An 18,176-nucleotide genomic window follows, 5' to 3' on the forward strand; every position below is an offset into this window, starting at 1 on the left:
TTTTATGATTTATTTGAAAAAATATTCATGAAGGAGGCGTAGGTCTGATCGTCCTCACCCTCATAGAACGCAAGATTTAAAAGTCTGTTAAGTTCGTTTGTTGATTTTTCAGTTTCTGCAATAATTTGATGCATATGAGCAATTTTAGACATAGATCCGTTGCCATGAGCATTTTTGATTTGATTTAATGTTAAATGAAGCGATAAGACCTCTCGGCGAAGAGCTTGTCTTAATTCAGACGAAGCAGGGATAAAAAAGCGTTTATAAAAATAACTCGCTTCTTCAAACACCAATTCTCCATTTTCTAGCTCTTTAGCCGCAATTTCTTTAATCTCTTGATCGTCTAATCGACTGGCCGCTTCTTCGATAAGAAATCCAAAAATAATAGCCGTATCTGGTTTTAACATACAGTAACCTCCATTATTATAAAAAAGAACTATGTAGTTAATATGTATAGATAGAAAGGAAAAAATATTCATAGTAATTCACTAATCAGCATAGACAAAAAAATAAAAAATATTCTTTATAGGTAAACTAAAATTATTTCAAAATAAATTTTTTATAATTAAACATTTTTTCCATATTAAAGGATTATTTTGACTTTTAAAAAGAGATGAATAGAATAAAGAGGGTTCTTAGTACCTATATAAAAAGAAAATTTATAAAAGATATTAAATTCAGAAATTTCTACCTCTTTTTAGGTAAAAAATTGCTCTACTAAAATAGTTGACAGCAGAAATAGATAGGCATAAAATATACTATTGTCAAATGAATTAGCAAGCTATTCATAAAAAGTTAACGGACATTTGAAGAATATGAGTAATATTCATATAAGGTATTAATTACTTAAATCTAACCAACTTGTATGCTTGTCATACAAGTCTACAGAAAGGAAGATAGTCGTATGCGCAACGTATTTTTTGCAGATAATGAAACAATTGAAACGACTTTACGTGGGAAAGAAATTTTAGGAGCTCCAATGTTAAACAAAGGAGTAGCTTTTACAAAAGAAGAGCGTAAAACGTTAGGATTAGAAGGTTTACTTCCTCCAATGACTTTAACTTTAGATGAGCAGGCAAAACGTGCATATGAGCAATTTTTAGCTCAGGCAGATAATCTTGGTAAGAATGTGTATTTAAACGATTTACAGAACCGTAATGCTGTATTATTCTATCGTTTATTGCAAGATCACTTAAAAGAAATGCTTCCAGTTGTTTATACACCAACAGTTGGACAAGCAATCCAAGAATACAGCCACGAATATCGCCGTCCGGGTGGCGTATACTTGTCAATCGATAATGTAGAAGGCATTGAAGAAGCTCTTAAAAATATCGATGCAAATAGTGAAGACATTGATTTAATGGTTATTACAGATTCAGAAAGTATTTTAGGAATTGGTGACTGGGGCGTTGGCGGTATTAATATTGCTATCGGTAAATTAGCCGTATACACAGCTGCAGCAGGAATCGATCCAAGCAGAGTACTTCCAGTTGTTCTTGATGTAGGAACAAACAACGAAAAATTATTAAATGATCCTTTATATATCGGAAACCGTCATGAACGTATCCGCGGTGAGCGCTATGATCATTTCGTAGATCAATTCATTTCAAAATCTCTTGAAATATTCCCTAATGCACTGTTACACTGGGAAGATTTCGGTAATGTAAATGCTCGTAACATTATTAACAAGTACGGAAAAGAAATTCTAACGTTTAACGATGATATCCAAGGAACAGGTGCTGTAACGCTTGCCGCTATTTTCTCAGCAGTTCAAGTGTCTAAAATGCCACTTCGTGACCACCGCGTTTTAATCTTTGGACCGGGTACAGCAGGTATCGGTATTGCAGATCAAGTTCGTGACGCAATGGTATTAGACGGTATTACAGAAGAAGAAGCATACAAAAACTTCTGGGCAGTTGATTTCCGAGGCCTTTTAACAGATGACATGGACGACTTATTAGGTTTCCAAACGCCTTATGCACGAAAAGCAGAAGAAGTGAAGGGCTGGAACCGTGAAGAAGACAAAATTTCTCTTTTAGAAGTTGTCAGACAAGTTAAACCAACAATCTTAATTGGTACGTCTGGTGTAGCAGGCGCATTCTCAGAAGAAATCGTAAAAGAAATGGCGAAGCATATAGAACGCCCAGCTATTTTACCAATGTCAAATCCAACTCCGCTTGCGGAAGCTACTCCTGAAAACCTATTAAATTGGACAGAAGGAAAAGCGCTTGTAGCGACTGGAAGTCCGTTTGAACCAGTTAACTATGATGGTGTGGAATATGAAATTGGTCAATCTAATAATGCTTTTGTTTTCCCTGGTCTTGGTCTTGGATCAATCGTGGTAAAAGCAGAAGTTATTACAGACAGCATGTTTGCAGCATGTGCACACGCTGTAGCTCAAATGGTAGACAGCAGCAAGCCGGGTGCTTCATTACTACCACGCGTAGAAGAATTACGTGAAGTATCCTATAACGTTGCTTTAGCGGTTGCTAACGCAGCAATTAAAGATGGCGTTGCAAAAGAAGTTCCAACAGATGTTAAAGCGGCAGTAAAAGCAGCAATGTGGGAACCAACATACAAAGAAATTAAAGCTTTAGAAACAGTAAATGCTTAATTTTTAGATAGAAAAAGCACAGCTTCTGAAAAAAGAAGCTGTGCTTTTTTTAGTTACAAAAAGAATTCTTAAGTTACATAACGTATATAGTTTTTTGGAATTTGTGTATGATTCTCTATATTAGAACCACAGGGGGTTATGAGATGAATACAGCACGTAAATTGGAAACGTTTACTCAAGATTCACAGCCTGAAAATAAGGGTTTTTGGAACCGAATCAACAATATTAAAGTAGGAGTTATTCCTCTGCCGCTATACGTTTTACTTGCATTAATTGTATATGGCGCGGCCGTTTACAACGAGCTTCCTCCAGATATGATTGGCGGATTTGCGATTATTATGGTAATGGGAATGCTGCTTGGTGATTTAGGATTAAAAATTCCGATTTTAAAAGATATTGGCGGACCAGCTATTTTATCACTGCTTGTACCTTCCGTATTAGTTTTTTATAATGTTTTAAATCCCGCATCTATGGAAGCGGTAACAACTTTGATGAAAACATCAAACTTTTTATATCTTTATATTTCTTGTTTAGTAGCCGGAAGTATTCTTGGTATGAACCGTAAAGTTTTAATTCAAGGCTTTACACGTATGTTCGTACCGCTTGTATTAGGTACGTTAGCCGCTGTATCTGCAGGCGTAGCTGTTGGGATGTTATTTGGCTACGGAGCAAAACATACATTTTTCTATATTGTTGTACCAATTATTGGAGGAGGGATTGGTGAAGGTATTTTACCGCTTTCACTTGCTTATTCTCAAATTTTAGGTAGTTCAGCAGAATCTTTTGTGTCGCAAATGATTCCAGCTGCTGTTATCGGAAACATCGTTGCTATCGTATGTGCTGGCTTAATGAAACGTCTAGGAGAGAAAAAGCCAGAATTAACAGGTAATGGAGTTCTTGTGAAGACAAAAGGCGGAGATGGCATCTCAGAAGATACAAATATCAAGAAACCAGTAGATTTTTCGTTAATGGGCGCAGGTCTTTTAATTGCATGTAGTTTCTTTATTTTCGGAGGCTTAGCACATAAGTTTTTAGGAATTCCAGGTCCAGTTTTAATGATCGTAGCGGCAACGCTAGTCAAATGTTTACAAGTAATGCCTGCTAAGATGGAGCAAGGTGCTTACCATATGTACAAATTCATTTCTACGAGCTTAACATGGCCGTTAATGGTGGGGCTAGGGATTTTGTATATTCCTCTTGAAGATGTAGTGAAAATTGTTACACCAGGTTATGTGGTCGTATGTGCAGCAGTTGTTATTGCTATGGTAGCAACGGGTTATTTTGTAGGTAAAATGATGAAAATGCATCCAGTGGATGCTGCAATTGTAACAGGTTGTCACAGTGGTTTAGGAGGTACGGGAGACGTAGCGATTTTATCAGCTTCCAACCGTATGTCACTTATGCCATTTGCTCAAGTAGCAACAAGACTCGGAGGCGCTTCCACTGTTATTTTAGCTACGCTTCTTATGAAACTTTTAGGAGTATAAAATCAAAACAAAAAAGCAGCTCGGTTCGTACGAGCTGCTTTTTTTGTCTTATGAAACGCTAACAGGTCTTAAGATAAATTCTTCCACAACTTTTGCCACACCGTCGTTCATGTTTGTATCTGTTACATGGTTGGCTTTTTCTTTAATATCTTCAGGAGCATTTCCCATTGCTACGCCAAGTCCTGCAAATTCAATCATGGCAAGATCATTATAACTGTCGCCAATGGCAATCACTTCATCGCGTGTAATGCCAAGCTGTTGAATTAATAAGTGGAGACTTGTCCCTTTTGTGACGCCTTCTTCTGTAAATTCAAGGAAGTATGGTTTAGAGCGCATTACACTTAGCTCTCCTTGAAGCTGCTTTTGAAGTTTCTTTTCAACGTGAACCAGCATTTCCGGTTCTGCAAGCATAAGTACTTTTACAACAGGTTCTGTAACGGCATCAGTAAAAGATGTAACAACACGGATCGGCAGACCTGTAATGTCACTTTCAATATCCGTAAATTTATTTTCTACTTCGGTTATAATTTCATCTCCCACGTACGTATGAATTAAAACGCCTTCTTCGCGGCTAATATCGTCGAGACGTGCAACAGTTCTCGGAGACAATGTACTGCTAAATAGCTCTTCATTTGTTAGGCAATTAATGATTTTTGCCCCATTAAACGATAAAATAAAGCTTCCGTACTTTTCTAATTCGAGCTCTTTCGCAATGTGAACCATTCCGTAAGTTGGTCGTCCAGAAGCAAGTACAACTTTCACTCCCGATTCTTGCGCCTTCATTAATGCTTCTTTTGTGCGCGGAGAAATAGTGTGATCATCGCATAATAGTGTATCATCCAAATCTAAAACAATCATTTTGTAAGCCATATTTTTAAATTCCCTTCTTCTACTAGACTCATATCTTCATATGGTACTATAAAAAAACGTTTGATTCAATTTAATGATTTTTTGAAAAAATGAGAGGTATGCGTATACTTTGTTTGAACTCCTCGGAAGTAGATAAAACAATGAAAAAACGAACTAATAATCGATAATTTTGATTGTTAGTTCGTTTTTTATCTCAGCTTCTGGATTAGTAAGCAGCTAGAGTTTGATTAATTTTCTGCGCATCTCCTTCATTGAATGCTTCTTTTAAGAGCGTATAAGATTGCTTTTTTTGTTCGAAATTTTGAATAGCGGTAAGTATGATAAATTCATCAATAGAAAATTCCTGTTTCAAAGCTTGAAGCTTTTGACGAATGGTTTCTTTTGTACCGTATATAACGTTTGCTTCTTTTTCTTCAATTCGATAGCTTTCTTTGGATTGCTGACCAAATTCTTCAGCTTTTTCTTTGGAGCCTAATGTAGCGGACTTCCCATTTTGTAAGTATACTTTAAATATTTTTGTGCTGGATGCTAATGCTTTTGCTTCTTCTACGGTATCCGCTACGATGACGGAAAGGGCAACGACAAGCGAGCGTGCGCGAGATGAAACGTGCTGATTATAGACAGAAATCGCTTCTTTCAGCACTTTTTGATCGCCATTAATAAATTGAGCAAATACATAAGGAAGGTTTAATGAACCCGCAAGCTCTGCGCTTGAAGCACTTGCTCCCAGTAAAAATATATCTGCCGATTTTTTGGGCCTTGGATAGGCTTTTAAACCGTAAAGAGGGTGATCTTCCGGCAGCGTATCGTTTAGGTATTGTTTAAGTTCTATCAGTTTGTCTGTTAAGGACTTAGTGGGCTGAGAGTTTTGTTGCAAGGCTTGAGTAGAATGAGGTAGTCCTCCTGGTGCTCTACCGATTCCAAGATCGATGCGATTTGGAGATAATGAGGCTAAAACATTAAAATTTTCTGCTACTTTATAAGGGCTGTAGTGCTGAAGCATAACACCACCTGAGCCGATACGGATATGATGCGTTTTAGCGAGCAGGTGAGAAATTAACACTTCAGGTGATGATCCTACAACATGTTCAGAGTCGTGATGCTCGGCTACCCAAAAGCGATGGTAACCGAGTTCTTCTGCTAGCTGAGCTAATTGTATAGTATGCTGAAATGCATCTTCAGCACGCTCACCCTCATAACGTGGGCTTTGATCTAAAATACTTAATTTCACTGAAAACACTCCTTAAAGTTGATAAAAAAGGTAAGAATAATTGGGATTTATTTTAGCAAAGGATTTTCCGAATGAAAAGAGTTTTTTAAAAGAAAAATATTTTTTGAAAAATAAGTTGACTTTGCCATTTTGAGGCTATATAGTTGAATCATCAAATAGAAAAGCCGATAAAACAACTTGGATAAATAAGAATTAAGTGAGTATGTTTCAAAGACACTTCACTTCATTCTCCAGTTTTATCAAACAAACAGTTAAAGCTGATTGGTCTACCAAAGGCTCCTGAGTAAACTCCAGGAGCCTTTTTGCTATAAAAAGGAGGGGGAGAAAGTGAGCGATGTATGTATTTTATATAACGGAAGCTCTCATAATTATCAACAAATAGCCTTAGTAAAAGATGAGCTAGAAGCTTGCTTAACCTCAAAAGGAGTGCACGCAGAAACTATTTTGTATCATGATGTACACGCTTTGAAGCAGGAAGCTCAGAAAGAAGTAAAGGTATTCATTTCAAAAGTGAACCAAGCTAAAAGTATTGTCGTTCTGTTATCTGGAGTAAATGAAACATACGTACAGTCTTTTGAACGGCTAACAAAAATATTGCCAGAAGATTTATTGCATGAAAAAATACTTCTGCCAATTCTTGTTGGGGAAAATGTGAATTCTTTACTAAAAGCTAAATATGATTTAAAACTTTTAGCGTCTTTTTTAGGTAGACCTTATTGGCTCAGCAGTCTTTTTCTGCTGCATGAATACGTGTCTTTTGCAGGCATCAACAATATGAATGCTAAAAGTCGTTTAAAGGAAGCGGTGGATGAGCTGATTTATAAAGCAGGTCTATCTCTTCAATCATTTATAAAATGAGGTGGAGAAAATGAGTGAATTATTTCGATTAGCAACCGTAGAAGATGCTGAAGAACTGTTGAATTTAACACTTCGGGCATACGAGCCGATTCGAGAGCTAGGAATTAAGTTTCCAGCCGCAACGGCAACGATTGAACTTGTAAAAGAAAACATTCAAAACAGCCGTTGCTACGTGCTGGAAAGTGATAAAAAAATCGTAGCTACGATTACAGCAAGAACGTATAAAGAAATAACGAACTGGCCTTTCTTATGGTGGTTTGCGGTAGATCCTTTGGTTAAAAAGAAAGGAGTAGGTTCTAAACTCTTAACATGGGTTGAAGAAACAATTATTCGGGATCAATTGGGGGAACCTGCCGTTACATTGGCTACTTCTGATCGACATCCGTGGTTGATTCCTATGTATGAAAGGAAAGGGTATGAACGTTTTTTTGAAGTCGATCAAGGAGAAGAAGGAAAAGGTGTATTCTTAAGAAAAATCTTACATCCTGAAAGATACGAGTTAGAAAAGCACAAGGAGTTGCAAAAAGCTAATTAATAATTTAAAAGAAAAGAGGAAAAACCATGTCAGCAAAGATTTTATTATGGAATCGAAAAGGTTGTCATCATTGCGAGGAACTAAAAGCATATTTTCATGAGAAAGGATATCAATATGAAAGTATCGATGTAGAAGGAAAAGATTATTTGCGGGATTTACTTGAAATTAGATACGGTATTCGCCATGTACCGGTGGTTGAAATTGGAGACGAGGGGCAGTTTAAAGGAGTAATTGAAAAAGATTATGAACAAATAGAAAAATTGATTGAAGACTATTCATCAATCGTTAAATAGCTGGAACATCTATTTTATTAATTCATTAAAACAATAAATTATTTTGAGACATAGTGAGGGACAAAACACATGAAAAAACTACAGCTGACAGCTATCTTTTTATCACTTCTTTTATTACTAGCCGCTTGCGGAACACAAAATAAAGAAACAGCGGCTAACGCAAGTAAAGACAAAGTACAAAAAATTATTGTAGGAACAGGTACGCAATTTCCGAACATTTGCTTTCTGGACGATAAAGGAAATCTAACAGGGTATGACGTAGAACTTGTTAAAGAAATAGACAAACGTCTTCCAAACTATAAGTTCGAATTTAAGACAATGGATTTTTCTAATTTACTTTTGAGCTTAGAATCGAACAAAATTGATTTAGTAGCCCATCAGATGGAAGTGAATGAAGAGAGAAAACAAAAGTTCCTGTTTAATAAAGAACCTTATAATATCTTTCCGCTACATGTAGTTGTAAACGAAAAAAATACGTCTATTAAATCAATTAAAGATTTGAGCGGTAAAAAGGTAATTGTAGGAGCAACGAGTAATTCTGCTAACTTAATCGATAAGTATAACAAAGAACATGGAAATAAAATTAATATCGTCTATTCAGGCCAAGGATCTGATGATACAAAAACGCAGCTGAAAACAGGGCGTGCGGATGCCACGATTAGTACGCCGTTTGCAGTTGACTTTGTCAATAAACAAGCGGACGCAGAGCAAAAAGTTGTAGGGCCTGCTATTTCAAATTCAAAAGTATATTTTATGCTTCGCAAAAATGAAACAGGTTTACAAAAAGATGTGGATAAAGTGCTAAAAGAAATAAAAGAAGACGGAATATTGACAAAATTAAGTAAAAAATGGCTGGGAGAAGACTATACAAAAGCAGCTGGAAATAACTAAAGCACTTACTGTGACCCAAGCCTTGAACTTGGGTCCTTTCGCTACCTGTAGAGGGAAACAAAGGAGAGAAAAAGATGGGAAAAGCATTTGATATAGAGCTGATTTTCACCTCTATTCCTCAATTATTATCTTATTTGCATATTACAATTTGGATTTTGATTGCTTCACTTGTGATTGGCAGTACCTTGGGATTGTTTATTGCCCTGCCTCGTATTTATAAAGTACCGGTGTTAAGTCAAATAGCAGCAGTTTATATTTCTTTTATGAGGGGAACCCCTATTTTAATTCAATTATTTTTAGTTTTTTACGGGATACCTGCTCTTTTACAATTGATTCATATTGACGTTTCAAGAATGGCCCCGCTTGTATTTGTTATTATCACGTATTCACTGAGCACAGCGGCGTCTTTTTCTGAAATGATGCGCGGTGCCATTAATAGTGTAGATAAAGGGCAAACTGAAGCAGCTTATAGTATAGGAATGAGCGGAAAACAAACGTTCACTCGAATTGTGCTGCCGCAAGCTCTCGTTGTAGCCTTTCCTAACTTTGGAAATCTTGTGATTGGGTCCTTAAAAGATACGTCTTTAGCCTTTACCATTGGTGTGATGGATATGATGGGAAGAGGAGATACCATTATCGCTGCAACGGCTCATGCAGTGGAGGTATATATCGCACTTGCCATTATTTATTATTTGGTGGCGATTATATTAGAGAAATTTTTTGTGAAATCAGAACAGAAGCTGCAAAAACATGATCAGCCTGTTCATGTATAAAACGAGCTTACTAAAAGAGGTGTAAACATGATTATTGATGTACCGTTTATATGGACAGCGTTTGTAGAAATTTTAAAGGCATTACCTTTAACGCTACTTATTACCATCGGTCCGTTACTAGGCGGGTTGCTTATTGGTATTGCTGTTGCGGCTGTGAGAATCAATTCAGTGAAAATAATAACGCCAATTGCCAACGTATACGTATCATTTTTCCGAGGAACGCCTGCTATTCTTCATATTATGGTTATTTACCTAGGGTTCCCGCTATTTATTAATAAACTATCGAGTTACTATGGATGGGGCTTCAATGCAAACAGCATTCCTATTGTCGTATTTGTATTAATCGCTTTGTCTTTTACAGCGGGAGCTTATATGTCAGAGATTATTCGCTCCGGTTTGTTAGCTGTAGAAAAAGGACAAATTGAGGCTGCGTATGCCATTGGGATGAATCGTTTTCAATCAATGAAACGAATTGTTTTTCCACAGGCGTTTGCTTTGTCTTTACCGAATTTATGTAATATTTTCATCGGCTTTTTGCATACGTCTTCTATCGCATTCATCGTATCGCAAAAAGAGCTAAACGGTGCTGCTAATATCGTAGCTTCGAATAATCTCAAGTTTTTAGAAGCCTATATTGCTGCTGCTCTTATTTATTGGATGCTGACGATGTTAATAGAAGGGATAACAGCGCTGCTTGAACGAAAATTAACTGTTTATAATCGAGGAGGGGTTGTATGATTGCACTAACAAATATAAAAAAAACATTTGGTGATAATACAGTATTGGACGGTATTGATTTAATTGTTAAAAAAGGCGACGTTGTGACCATTTTAGGACCGAGTGGTTCTGGAAAGACTACGTTTTTACGCTGCATTAATTTCTTAGAAAAAGCAGATGAAGGAGAAGTTTCGATTAATCAATTTACGGTTCAGTGCCAAAAGCCAAACCGCAAAGACATTTTAACTCTTCGACAAAAAACAACGATGGTTTTTCAGCAATACAATTTGTTCAAACACAAAACCGTTATTGAAAATATTATGGAGGGGCTAGTTATTGTTCAAAAGCTGCCAAAGGAAGAAGCGAAACAACGCAGTTTAGACGTCCTTGAAAAAGTTGGGCTTGCTGAAAAAGCAAATGCTTATCCAAGTCAGTTATCAGGAGGTCAACAGCAGCGAGTGGGCATTGCTAGAGCGCTTGCTTTAAATCCTGAAGTCATTTTATTTGATGAGCCGACGTCTGCTTTGGACCCTGAACTGGTGGGTGAAGTACTGTCTGTTATTCGTAAAATTGCTGAAGAAGGAATTACAATGATCATTGTTACGCACGAAATGAGTTTTGCCCGTGAAGTTTCTAATCACGTGGTATTTATGGACGGAGGAAAGATTGTTGAACAAGGTCATCCTGAAGACATATTTTTAAACCCAAAAGAAGATCGAACAAAGCAATTTTTCAAGCGTATTAACCCAACGCATTCTCCTTACTCTTATATTTATGAAAAAACAATCTAATATTTTAATTAAAAACCAACTTGACTCATAGGAATAATAAGTATATGATAGAATCATCAAATTAAACAAACCGACTAGATCACTAGAGGTTCTTTGCACAATGTGTGACATTGTGCAAAGAACCTTTTATTTTTTACTAGACTTAAGGGAAGAAGGGTGAACGTAGTGAATAGAGGAGCATTAAAAGCTAAAACAAGCAAAAAACTTATTATAAAAGGGCAGGTTGTACCTGGAAGGCAGCAAGGAAGACACTTAGGGTTTCCAACAGCTAATATAGATACTCAGCATGAGGAATTAAAAAATGGCGTGTATGGTGTCCTCGTTCATCTGCGGGGACTTGAACATTTAGGAGTTATGAATGTAGGGGTTAAGCCGACATTTGGATCGAAATTATCTAAAACATTTGAGGTTCATATTCTGGATTTTAACGACGTTATTTATGGAGAGACAGTTCAATGCGACGTGATCTTTCGGGTGCGAGGAGAGAAAAAATTCCCTTCTATTGAGTTTTTAAAGCATCAAATTAAAGCTGATACGCTACAAGCAAAGCAAAGATTTCAACATATGGGCTATGTATCTAGTGAAGCTACAGCTTCCAAGCTAGGGCAAGCGAGATATTTAAATCTGCCTGATCTCCAGTTTTTTAATTGGTGCCACAGTCAATTCAGAGTCAATAAAGGGATTTACAATACAATTGATCAATGGTTTTATGACGAAGGAATTGAAAATATTCATCCTAGAAGAGTTCACGTGATCGCTTTTTTACAATTTGCACAAGAAGGAAATGGAAGAAAGACAGAAAAAGAAAGAGTCCTTCGCTTTGGAGCAGGTGGTTTAACCAATCAATTACGAGAATTTATGAATGGGTATGAAAAAGGAGAATGGTAATATGACACATCAAAGACAATTAAAGCTAGGGGCTATTATTCATGGAGTCGGAGGAAATATGGGGGCGTGGAGACACCCTGAAATTTTGTCAGATGCCAGCGTTAATTTAGGTTTTTACAAGCAGCAGGCTCAAAAAGCGGAAGAAGGAAAATTTGATTTAGTGTTCATTGCCGATGGGTTATATATCAATGAAAAATCGCTTCCGCATTTTTTGAATCGTTTTGAACCTCTTACTATTCTATCAGCACTTGCTTCTGTCACTTCTCATATTGGTTTAGTCGGCACTCTATCGACTTCGTATAGCGAGCCGTTTACGGTGGCTAGACAATTCGCTTCACTTGATCATATTAGCAGCGGCCGAGCGGGATGGAATGTTGTAACATCTCCATTAGAAGGATCTGCGCTTAACTATGGAAAAGAGCACCCGACTCATGACAAACGCTATAGAATAGCTGAAGAGTTTCTAGAAGTAACAAAGGGATTATGGGATTCTTGGGAAGATGATGCATTTATTCGAAATAAAGAAACCGGACAATTTTTTGAGGAGAAAAAGCTGCACCGATTGCATCATAAAGGCGAATTTTTCTCTGTAGAAGGTCCGTTGAACATTGGGCGCTCAGCTCAGGGGCAGCCCGTAGTGTTTCAAGCAGGATCTTCTGAAAGCGGAAAAGATTTAGCAGCAAAAACGGCTGACGCAGTGTTTACGGGACAAGACAATTTAGAAGAAGCAAAAGCTTTTTACCAAGATGTAAAATTGAGAGCTGCAGCGCAAGGACGCAATGAAAACGAACTTTTAATTTTTCCGGGAATTGGTCCTATAATTGGTAGTACAAACGAAGAAGCCGAAAGAAAATATGAAGAACTTTCTCAATTGGTGACAATTGAACATGCGCTAAACTACTTAGGACGCTTTTTCGATCATTTTGATTTTTCACAGTTTCCATTAGATGATGCATTTCCTGACTTAGGAGATATAGGAAGTAATAGTTTCCGCAGTACAACCGAAAAAATTAAAGAAAACGCCAAAAAATATAAGTGGACACTGCGAGAAGCAGCGCTGCGAATTGCTACACCTAAAACACAATTTATTGGGACTCCAGAGCATATCGCTAATTTGATGGAACAGTGGTTCGAAGAAAAAGGAGCTGACGGCTTTATTATTCACTCCAGCGTTCCGCATGGTTTAGATGACTTTGTTGAACATGTTGTACCGATACTGCAAGAAAGAGGCCTGTATCGTACAGAATACGAAGGGAGTACGTTAAGAAGTAACTTGCAGTTGAATGTTCCTAAAAATCGCTACACACAGGTAAAAGTTAACTGAAGCGGATTCAAAGAGACTCGAAGGAGTCTCTTTTTTAATATTCTTAATATTAAAAATATGGTAAAATTCTTTTTGTAGGTTATTCGTTTCAGTTCATAAGGCCTAAAGGGTTTTGAATACCCGGAAAGGAGTCAAATGGAAAAAAGACATAAAAGTAAGAAGAAGCGTATGATCATTTCGATATCTTTATCCGTTTTTTTAGTCGGGGGAGGAGCGATAGGGTGGATATTGTACCAAAACGGAAAAATTCCTTTTTTATCACAGCAAAGTATAAAGGCAAGTGCCATTAAAGTGGATCAACAAAAAGTTGATAAGCTGGAAAGCAGCGATCAGCAGGCAAAAGACTTTATTGCTGAACATCATGACGTACTAAATGATTTGACGGGGTGGAGTGCCATTGAGCATCCAGACTGGCCTGCCGTACAAGAAGAAGCCACAGCCATTAACAATACGATTGGCACGATTGAAGTAAAAGATTCTGTTTTAAAGAAAGACTTTCAGCATATGGAGAAGCTCGCTGGACAGCTAGAGCAGACGGAAGATCAAGCACTGTTAAAAGAGCTTCATCGTTATTTTCATGACTTAGATGTTGTGATCAATGAAGACGATGGATCAAATACATATTTTGATGTTACCAGCTATGGTAAATCAGTTGTAAAGACTTCTAAATGAGCCATAGCAAAAAGCTTTATACATAAAAGTAGTTTTATATAACAAACGTCTTCGCTTATTCATGCATATGCTACGGATAAGGAGGAGACAGGTTATATGAAAAAAATTTATTTAGATGCAGGTCACGGAGGGGCAGATCTAGGGGCTGTCGCCAGCGGGTTATATGAAAAAGACTTAGTGTTAGCTGTTCAACAGTACATCATCTCTTTTCTTTCTACTCACTATGAAGGATTTTCTCTTTGTACAACCCGTACAACCGATGTGTTTTTGTCATTAAATGAACGGGTTAACAAAGCCAATGCGTGGGGTGCTGATGTATACTTATCTATTCATATAAATTTAGGCGGCGAAACGGGATATGAAGATTTTATTTATAGCAAAAATATAAATAACCAAACCATTGTGTTACGAAACGATATTCACGATCATGTGAAATTTGTTCTCACTAAATACAATCACTCTAACCGAGGCAGGAAATTAGCTAATCATAGTGTGTTAAGGCGTTCATATATGCCGTCTGTACTAACTGAAATTGGGTTTATTGATACAGAACACGATGCAAAGCTTTTAAAAAATCCTCAATTTCTAAAAGATATGGGGGTGGCATATGCAAAAGGGATTGCGCAGTTTTTAAACTTGGAGCCTAAATCTACAAATCCTGTGGGAGATTCTGACGAGGAAGGTTTTCCAAAGCCGGCTTTTTTATATAAACCTTTATGGATAAAAACAACCGAGGATACGGAGACGTATAAGGATGCAAATATGTCAGAGAGAACAGGTTATTTAAAAAAGAATACCTTCTTTCAAGTTTATGGTGAAACGCGTGCAGCCTGGGTGATGGATGGACAACATTTTATTGAAAAAAAAGATACAATCATTGAAGGAGAAACCATTACAACTGCGGAATTAACAAAAGAGAATATGGAAACATTAAAAGTGTTTGTGACAAAAGAGAAATTAGAAACAGCCGTAACCTTTTCCAAAGAAGGAGCCGCGGCAGCCATCATTACCCTTCGCGATAAAAAAATACTGAATGTAAAAGCATTTTTAGATAGAGAAAATTGGTGGTACAAAGCTGAACGGATAAAAAAATAGTGAAAAAACCTGCTTGTTTTTTGAAGCTTTCACCCTAGTAATTTTACTTATTTTTGATAGAATATAAAGAGCTGAATCGTAAAGATGCATAAAGGTGTGATGAAAATGGAAGAGCAACAAGAAGCGATTGATTTAACAAAAGTATATGTATATGAGGAGTTTCCGGATAAAGTTGCAGGCAGATGCGATAACTGTGGACATGTGAAATTTAAAAGCTTAGTAAAAGACTTTATTTTTATCCGTACATGCGCAAAGTGCGGCATGAAAAAAAGCATTTAAATCCCTACTTCTTTATAAAAAACGCTCTTTTCTGAAATGAAAAGAGCGTTTTTTCTCTATTTAACGTATAAATGATCGCTAAGCTGCTCTGAAATAGTCTCTACATCTTCTTGTACATGTTTTTGTTTTTTCATCATTTCTAGTAGGATTTCTTCAAGATTCTGTGAATGGTTTTGCTTATCTTTTGGTTTATGTAAGTACTTTGCAATTTGATGCATATTATTGCTTAGCCGGCTTAGTTCAGACTCAATCTTTCGCAGGTTAACCAATAGTTCCACACCTGCTTCTTTGCCGATTAAAGGAGGCTTAACTTTTCCATCCATAATAAATTTTCGAATGAGAGACGTTCGTTTTAAATTATAGTGTTCAATAAGTTCCTCTAATTTTTCTTTTTCTTCTTCATTCAACTTAATTGCTGGAATGCTGTGTCCTCTCATAAGGTATCTCCTTTCAAGAGCAGTTCTTGCTGCGTTCAATCATATGTAAACATTCTCTTGTCTTTAATAATAGCAACCTTTTCCATGGTTAACTATGGTGAAAAGTTACTAAAATGTCGAACGTACAGTCTGTTAAAAAACTGGTAAATTAAGAAATTTGGTTTAGTAATAGTTGAATTATAGAAGGAATGTCATTATCTACAATATTGCTGCTTTATTAAAAAGGCAGCAAAAGGGATGAATGGACCACTGCTGTACTCAACCATTTTTGAGAGCGCAGCTTTAAAGAAGAGGGATGATTTTTATGATTTTTTTCTCATACCACATCTTTCCTCCTAGTAACTCTGTCGAATCTTCTAGACTATTGTCTCAAGGGAATAGAAAGAAAGAAGACGAAATGGTTGAGAACGAGGTAAAGTCATATTATGTCTTTATTGACCTCATTTACATACTTTACGGGGGAGGAATACGTTTGAAACTAAAAAAAAGATTAAAACTAAATAAGATAGGGGTAGCCATGCTTACGGCTGGTGTCATATGTACAGCTTATATGCCCCTTCATACGCTGCAAAAGCCTGTAGTCGCTTTGGCGGCAGAGAATCAGTCAGATTCTTTAGAGCGAGCATTTGCACAAGCATCTAAAGAATTTGGTGTGCCGGCTTCGCTTTTAAAAGCAATTTCCTACAACAAGTCGCGCTGGGAAAGTCATAATGGAAAACCTAGTGCAGCCGGGGGATACGGTCTTATGCATTTAACAGACATCCCTTCTTTAGAAGATGGAAAAGGAAACGGAGCTGTGCCTTCAAAACCAGCATATGATAAACAGCAAACTCTCTCCTTAGCTGCTAAGCTGCTTAACTCAGATAAAGAAAGATTAAAAAAAGATCCTGTGCAAAATATTCGCGGTGGCGCTGCTGTGCTGGCTTTTATCGCAAAAGACAAAAATGGAAACATACCGTCCACTGATCAAAAATGGTACGATGCAGTCGCCGCTTACGGTGCTTCTCAGGATAAAAAAAACGCTCAAGTATTTGCCGATGATGTATATGAAACGTTGGAAAAAGGAGCAGAGCATACAACGTCAGACGGACAGCATCTTAAAATTCCCCCTCAAAATATAGATAAGTCGATTCCTCGTGCTGAAAATTCCAATACGAATAAAGCGGATTGTCCGGCATCTTTAAAATGTGAATACATCCCTGCTTTTTACGGGAAATTCAGCGAAAGTCCTTCAGATTACGGAAACTATGATATTGCAAACCGCCAAAAATCAGATGTTCGCTATATTGTTATTCATGATACAGAAGTAAGTTATGATGGAACGATTGATTTGTTTGCTAACCCTAATAGAGCCGCTGCAAACTATGTAATCCGTTCAAGTGATGGCCATATCGCACAGATGATCCATAACAAAGACGTAGCATGGCATGCAGGAAACTGGTATTTTAATATACACAGTATTGGAATTGAACATGAAGGATTCGCCCTTGAAGGATCTACTTGGTTTACGGAAGAAATGTACCGTTCTTCGGCAAGACTCGTACGCCACCTTGCCAAAGAATATAATATTCCCTTAGACCGAGCTCATATTATTGGTCATGATGAGGTGCCGGGTTTGTCTCCTAAGGCTCAATCAGGTATGCATTCAGATCCCGGGCCGTTTTGGGATTGGGGGCACTACATGGATTTAGTAGGAAGCCCAGTCGAGCGCCAGCATACAAACAAACTAGCCGTTACGATTAATCCAGTCTTTCAAAACAATCAGCCAGAAGTATCAGATGCACCAAAGCAGCCGGCCAACTTTGTGTATTTGCATCAAGCTCCCAGCAATGATTCACCGCTGCTGAATGAGCCTGCAGCTTCAGGGCCTGGAACGAAACAAACGTTAGACTGGGGAAGCAAAGCAGTAACTGGACAAACGTATGCAGTAGCTGAGACAAAAGGAGAATGGACAGCGATTTGGTACGGAGGACAAAAAGCGTGGTTTTATAATCCTCATAATAAAAATACAAGTAAAGGTACAGGCATATTATTAACGCCAAAACCAGGGAAAGAAAGCATTCAAGTGTACGGAGGAGCTTTCCCGGAGGCTTCAGCCTATCCTTCTGATATACCAGTTAAAGCTATGGTGCCACTTCAGTATAAAATTTCTCCAGACCAGGTGTACGTGGGGGTAGAGAAAGTAAGGAGTGACTATTACTATGCCCCAACTTTTACAACAAACCCAAACGATCACAAAATGATTGTTGGAAAAGACGAATATTATCAAATTTATTTTAATCACCGCTATGCGTTTGTGAAAGCGTCAGATGTAGAGGTTAAAAGACAATAGAATAGAGTGTTAAAAGAAAGGAAGAGACAGGGTGTTCAAACGGTATGTCTCTTTCTTTTCTTTTAAAAACCACAAAAATTCAGAAGGTT

The 18,176-nt window shown here is 37.3% G+C and carries 19 protein-coding genes; 15 read left to right on the forward strand and 4 right to left on the reverse strand.

The window, feature by feature from the left end:
* Positions 1 to 2: 2 nt before the first annotated feature.
* A complete protein-coding gene (locus tag OK414_RS10485; protein WP_013056760.1) occupies positions 3 to 407 on the reverse strand; it encodes a hypothetical protein in 405 nt (134 codons plus the stop codon).
* Between the two features lie 497 nt (positions 408 to 904).
* Here OK414_RS10485 and OK414_RS10490 point away from each other — a divergent pair, with 497 nt between their 5' ends.
* Together OK414_RS10490 and OK414_RS10495 are read left to right on the forward strand one after the other, a co-directional pair.
* On the forward strand, positions 905 to 2,614 hold the full coding sequence (locus OK414_RS10490; protein WP_263045579.1) for an NAD-dependent malic enzyme: 1,710 nt from the start codon (positions 905 to 907) through the stop codon (positions 2,612 to 2,614).
* A 143-nt stretch (positions 2,615 to 2,757) separates the two neighbouring features.
* Positions 2,758 to 4,101 carry a 2-hydroxycarboxylate transporter family protein gene (locus OK414_RS10495; RefSeq protein WP_034652656.1) on the forward strand — a complete coding sequence of 448 codons (1,344 nt, stop codon included), beginning with the start codon at positions 2,758 to 2,760 and terminating at the stop codon, positions 4,099 to 4,101.
* A gap of 48 nt (positions 4,102 to 4,149) precedes the next feature.
* Here the strand turns inward: OK414_RS10495 and OK414_RS10500 are convergent, their stop codons facing one another.
* Both OK414_RS10500 and OK414_RS10505 read right to left on the reverse strand, forming a co-directional pair.
* The gene (locus tag OK414_RS10500; protein ID WP_016763877.1) at positions 4,150 to 4,971 is read right to left on the reverse strand and encodes a Cof-type HAD-IIB family hydrolase; all 822 of its coding nucleotides are present in this window, start codon (positions 4,969 to 4,971) and stop codon (positions 4,150 to 4,152) included.
* A 205-nt stretch (positions 4,972 to 5,176) separates the two neighbouring features.
* Positions 5,177 to 6,202 carry an LLM class flavin-dependent oxidoreductase gene (locus tag OK414_RS10505; protein ID WP_034652654.1) on the reverse strand — a complete coding sequence of 342 codons (1,026 nt, stop codon included), beginning with the start codon at positions 6,200 to 6,202 and terminating at the stop codon, positions 5,177 to 5,179.
* 327 nt (positions 6,203 to 6,529) lie between these two features.
* Between OK414_RS10505 and OK414_RS10510 the strand changes: the two genes are divergently transcribed.
* From OK414_RS10510 to OK414_RS10565, 12 genes are all read left to right on the forward strand, one after another.
* The gene (locus tag OK414_RS10510; RefSeq protein ID WP_263045580.1) at positions 6,530 to 7,060 is read left to right on the forward strand and encodes a hypothetical protein; all 531 of its coding nucleotides are present in this window, start codon (positions 6,530 to 6,532) and stop codon (positions 7,058 to 7,060) included.
* A 10-nt stretch (positions 7,061 to 7,070) separates the two neighbouring features.
* On the forward strand, positions 7,071 to 7,595 hold the full coding sequence (locus tag OK414_RS10515; protein ID WP_013056766.1) for a GNAT family N-acetyltransferase: 525 nt from the start codon (positions 7,071 to 7,073) through the stop codon (positions 7,593 to 7,595).
* Between the two features lie 26 nt (positions 7,596 to 7,621).
* Positions 7,622 to 7,888: a glutaredoxin family protein gene (locus OK414_RS10520; RefSeq protein ID WP_034652649.1), complete on the forward strand. Its 267-nt coding sequence runs from the start codon at positions 7,622 to 7,624 to the stop codon at positions 7,886 to 7,888.
* Positions 7,889 to 7,957: 69 nt separating this feature from the next.
* Entirely contained in the window at positions 7,958 to 8,779 is an 822-nt protein-coding gene (locus OK414_RS10525; RefSeq protein ID WP_263045581.1) for an amino acid ABC transporter substrate-binding protein, read from the forward strand.
* A gap of 74 nt (positions 8,780 to 8,853) precedes the next feature.
* On the forward strand, positions 8,854 to 9,552 hold the full coding sequence (locus tag OK414_RS10530; RefSeq protein ID WP_016763882.1) for an amino acid ABC transporter permease: 699 nt from the start codon (positions 8,854 to 8,856) through the stop codon (positions 9,550 to 9,552).
* Positions 9,553 to 9,579: 27 nt separating this feature from the next.
* A complete protein-coding gene (locus OK414_RS10535; protein ID WP_013056770.1) occupies positions 9,580 to 10,290 on the forward strand; it encodes an amino acid ABC transporter permease in 711 nt (236 codons plus the stop codon).
* The gene (locus tag OK414_RS10540; protein WP_016763883.1) at positions 10,287 to 11,060 is read left to right on the forward strand and encodes an amino acid ABC transporter ATP-binding protein; all 774 of its coding nucleotides are present in this window, start codon (positions 10,287 to 10,289) and stop codon (positions 11,058 to 11,060) included. The genes OK414_RS10535 and OK414_RS10540 overlap by 4 nt, the downstream gene beginning before the upstream one ends.
* 165 nt (positions 11,061 to 11,225) lie before the next feature.
* Positions 11,226 to 11,948 carry a riboflavin kinase gene (locus OK414_RS10545; RefSeq protein WP_034652645.1) on the forward strand — a complete coding sequence of 241 codons (723 nt, stop codon included), beginning with the start codon at positions 11,226 to 11,228 and terminating at the stop codon, positions 11,946 to 11,948.
* A 1-nt stretch (position 11,949) separates the two neighbouring features.
* Complete coding sequence (locus tag OK414_RS10550; protein ID WP_047933432.1) at positions 11,950 to 13,272, forward strand: LLM class flavin-dependent oxidoreductase; 1,323 nt, start codon at positions 11,950 to 11,952, stop codon at positions 13,270 to 13,272.
* A 135-nt stretch (positions 13,273 to 13,407) separates the two neighbouring features.
* On the forward strand, positions 13,408 to 13,944 hold the full coding sequence (locus tag OK414_RS10555) for a hypothetical protein (protein WP_034652641.1): 537 nt from the start codon (positions 13,408 to 13,410) through the stop codon (positions 13,942 to 13,944).
* A 96-nt stretch (positions 13,945 to 14,040) separates the two neighbouring features.
* A complete protein-coding gene (locus OK414_RS10560) occupies positions 14,041 to 15,039 on the forward strand; it encodes an N-acetylmuramoyl-L-alanine amidase family protein (protein WP_095379571.1) in 999 nt (332 codons plus the stop codon).
* Positions 15,040 to 15,123: 84 nt separating this feature from the next.
* Positions 15,124 to 15,318 (forward strand): hypothetical protein, encoded by a 195-nt coding sequence (locus OK414_RS10565; RefSeq protein ID WP_034652637.1) that lies wholly within the window; start codon positions 15,124 to 15,126, stop codon positions 15,316 to 15,318.
* A gap of 56 nt (positions 15,319 to 15,374) precedes the next feature.
* On the opposite strand, the gene OK414_RS10570 is transcribed toward OK414_RS10565, so the two are convergent.
* Positions 15,375 to 15,755: a plasmid mobilization protein gene (locus OK414_RS10570; RefSeq protein WP_013056777.1), complete on the reverse strand. Its 381-nt coding sequence runs from the start codon at positions 15,753 to 15,755 to the stop codon at positions 15,375 to 15,377.
* Between the two features lie 472 nt (positions 15,756 to 16,227).
* Here OK414_RS10570 and OK414_RS10575 point away from each other — a divergent pair, with 472 nt between their 5' ends.
* Complete coding sequence (locus OK414_RS10575) at positions 16,228 to 18,087, forward strand: N-acetylmuramoyl-L-alanine amidase (protein ID WP_263045582.1); 1,860 nt, start codon at positions 16,228 to 16,230, stop codon at positions 18,085 to 18,087.
* Positions 18,088 to 18,176 lie beyond the last annotated feature (89 nt).

Source organism: Priestia sp. JV24 (genome assembly GCF_025910025.1).
Classification (GTDB): Bacteria; Bacillota; Bacilli; order Bacillales; family Bacillaceae_H; genus Priestia; species Priestia megaterium.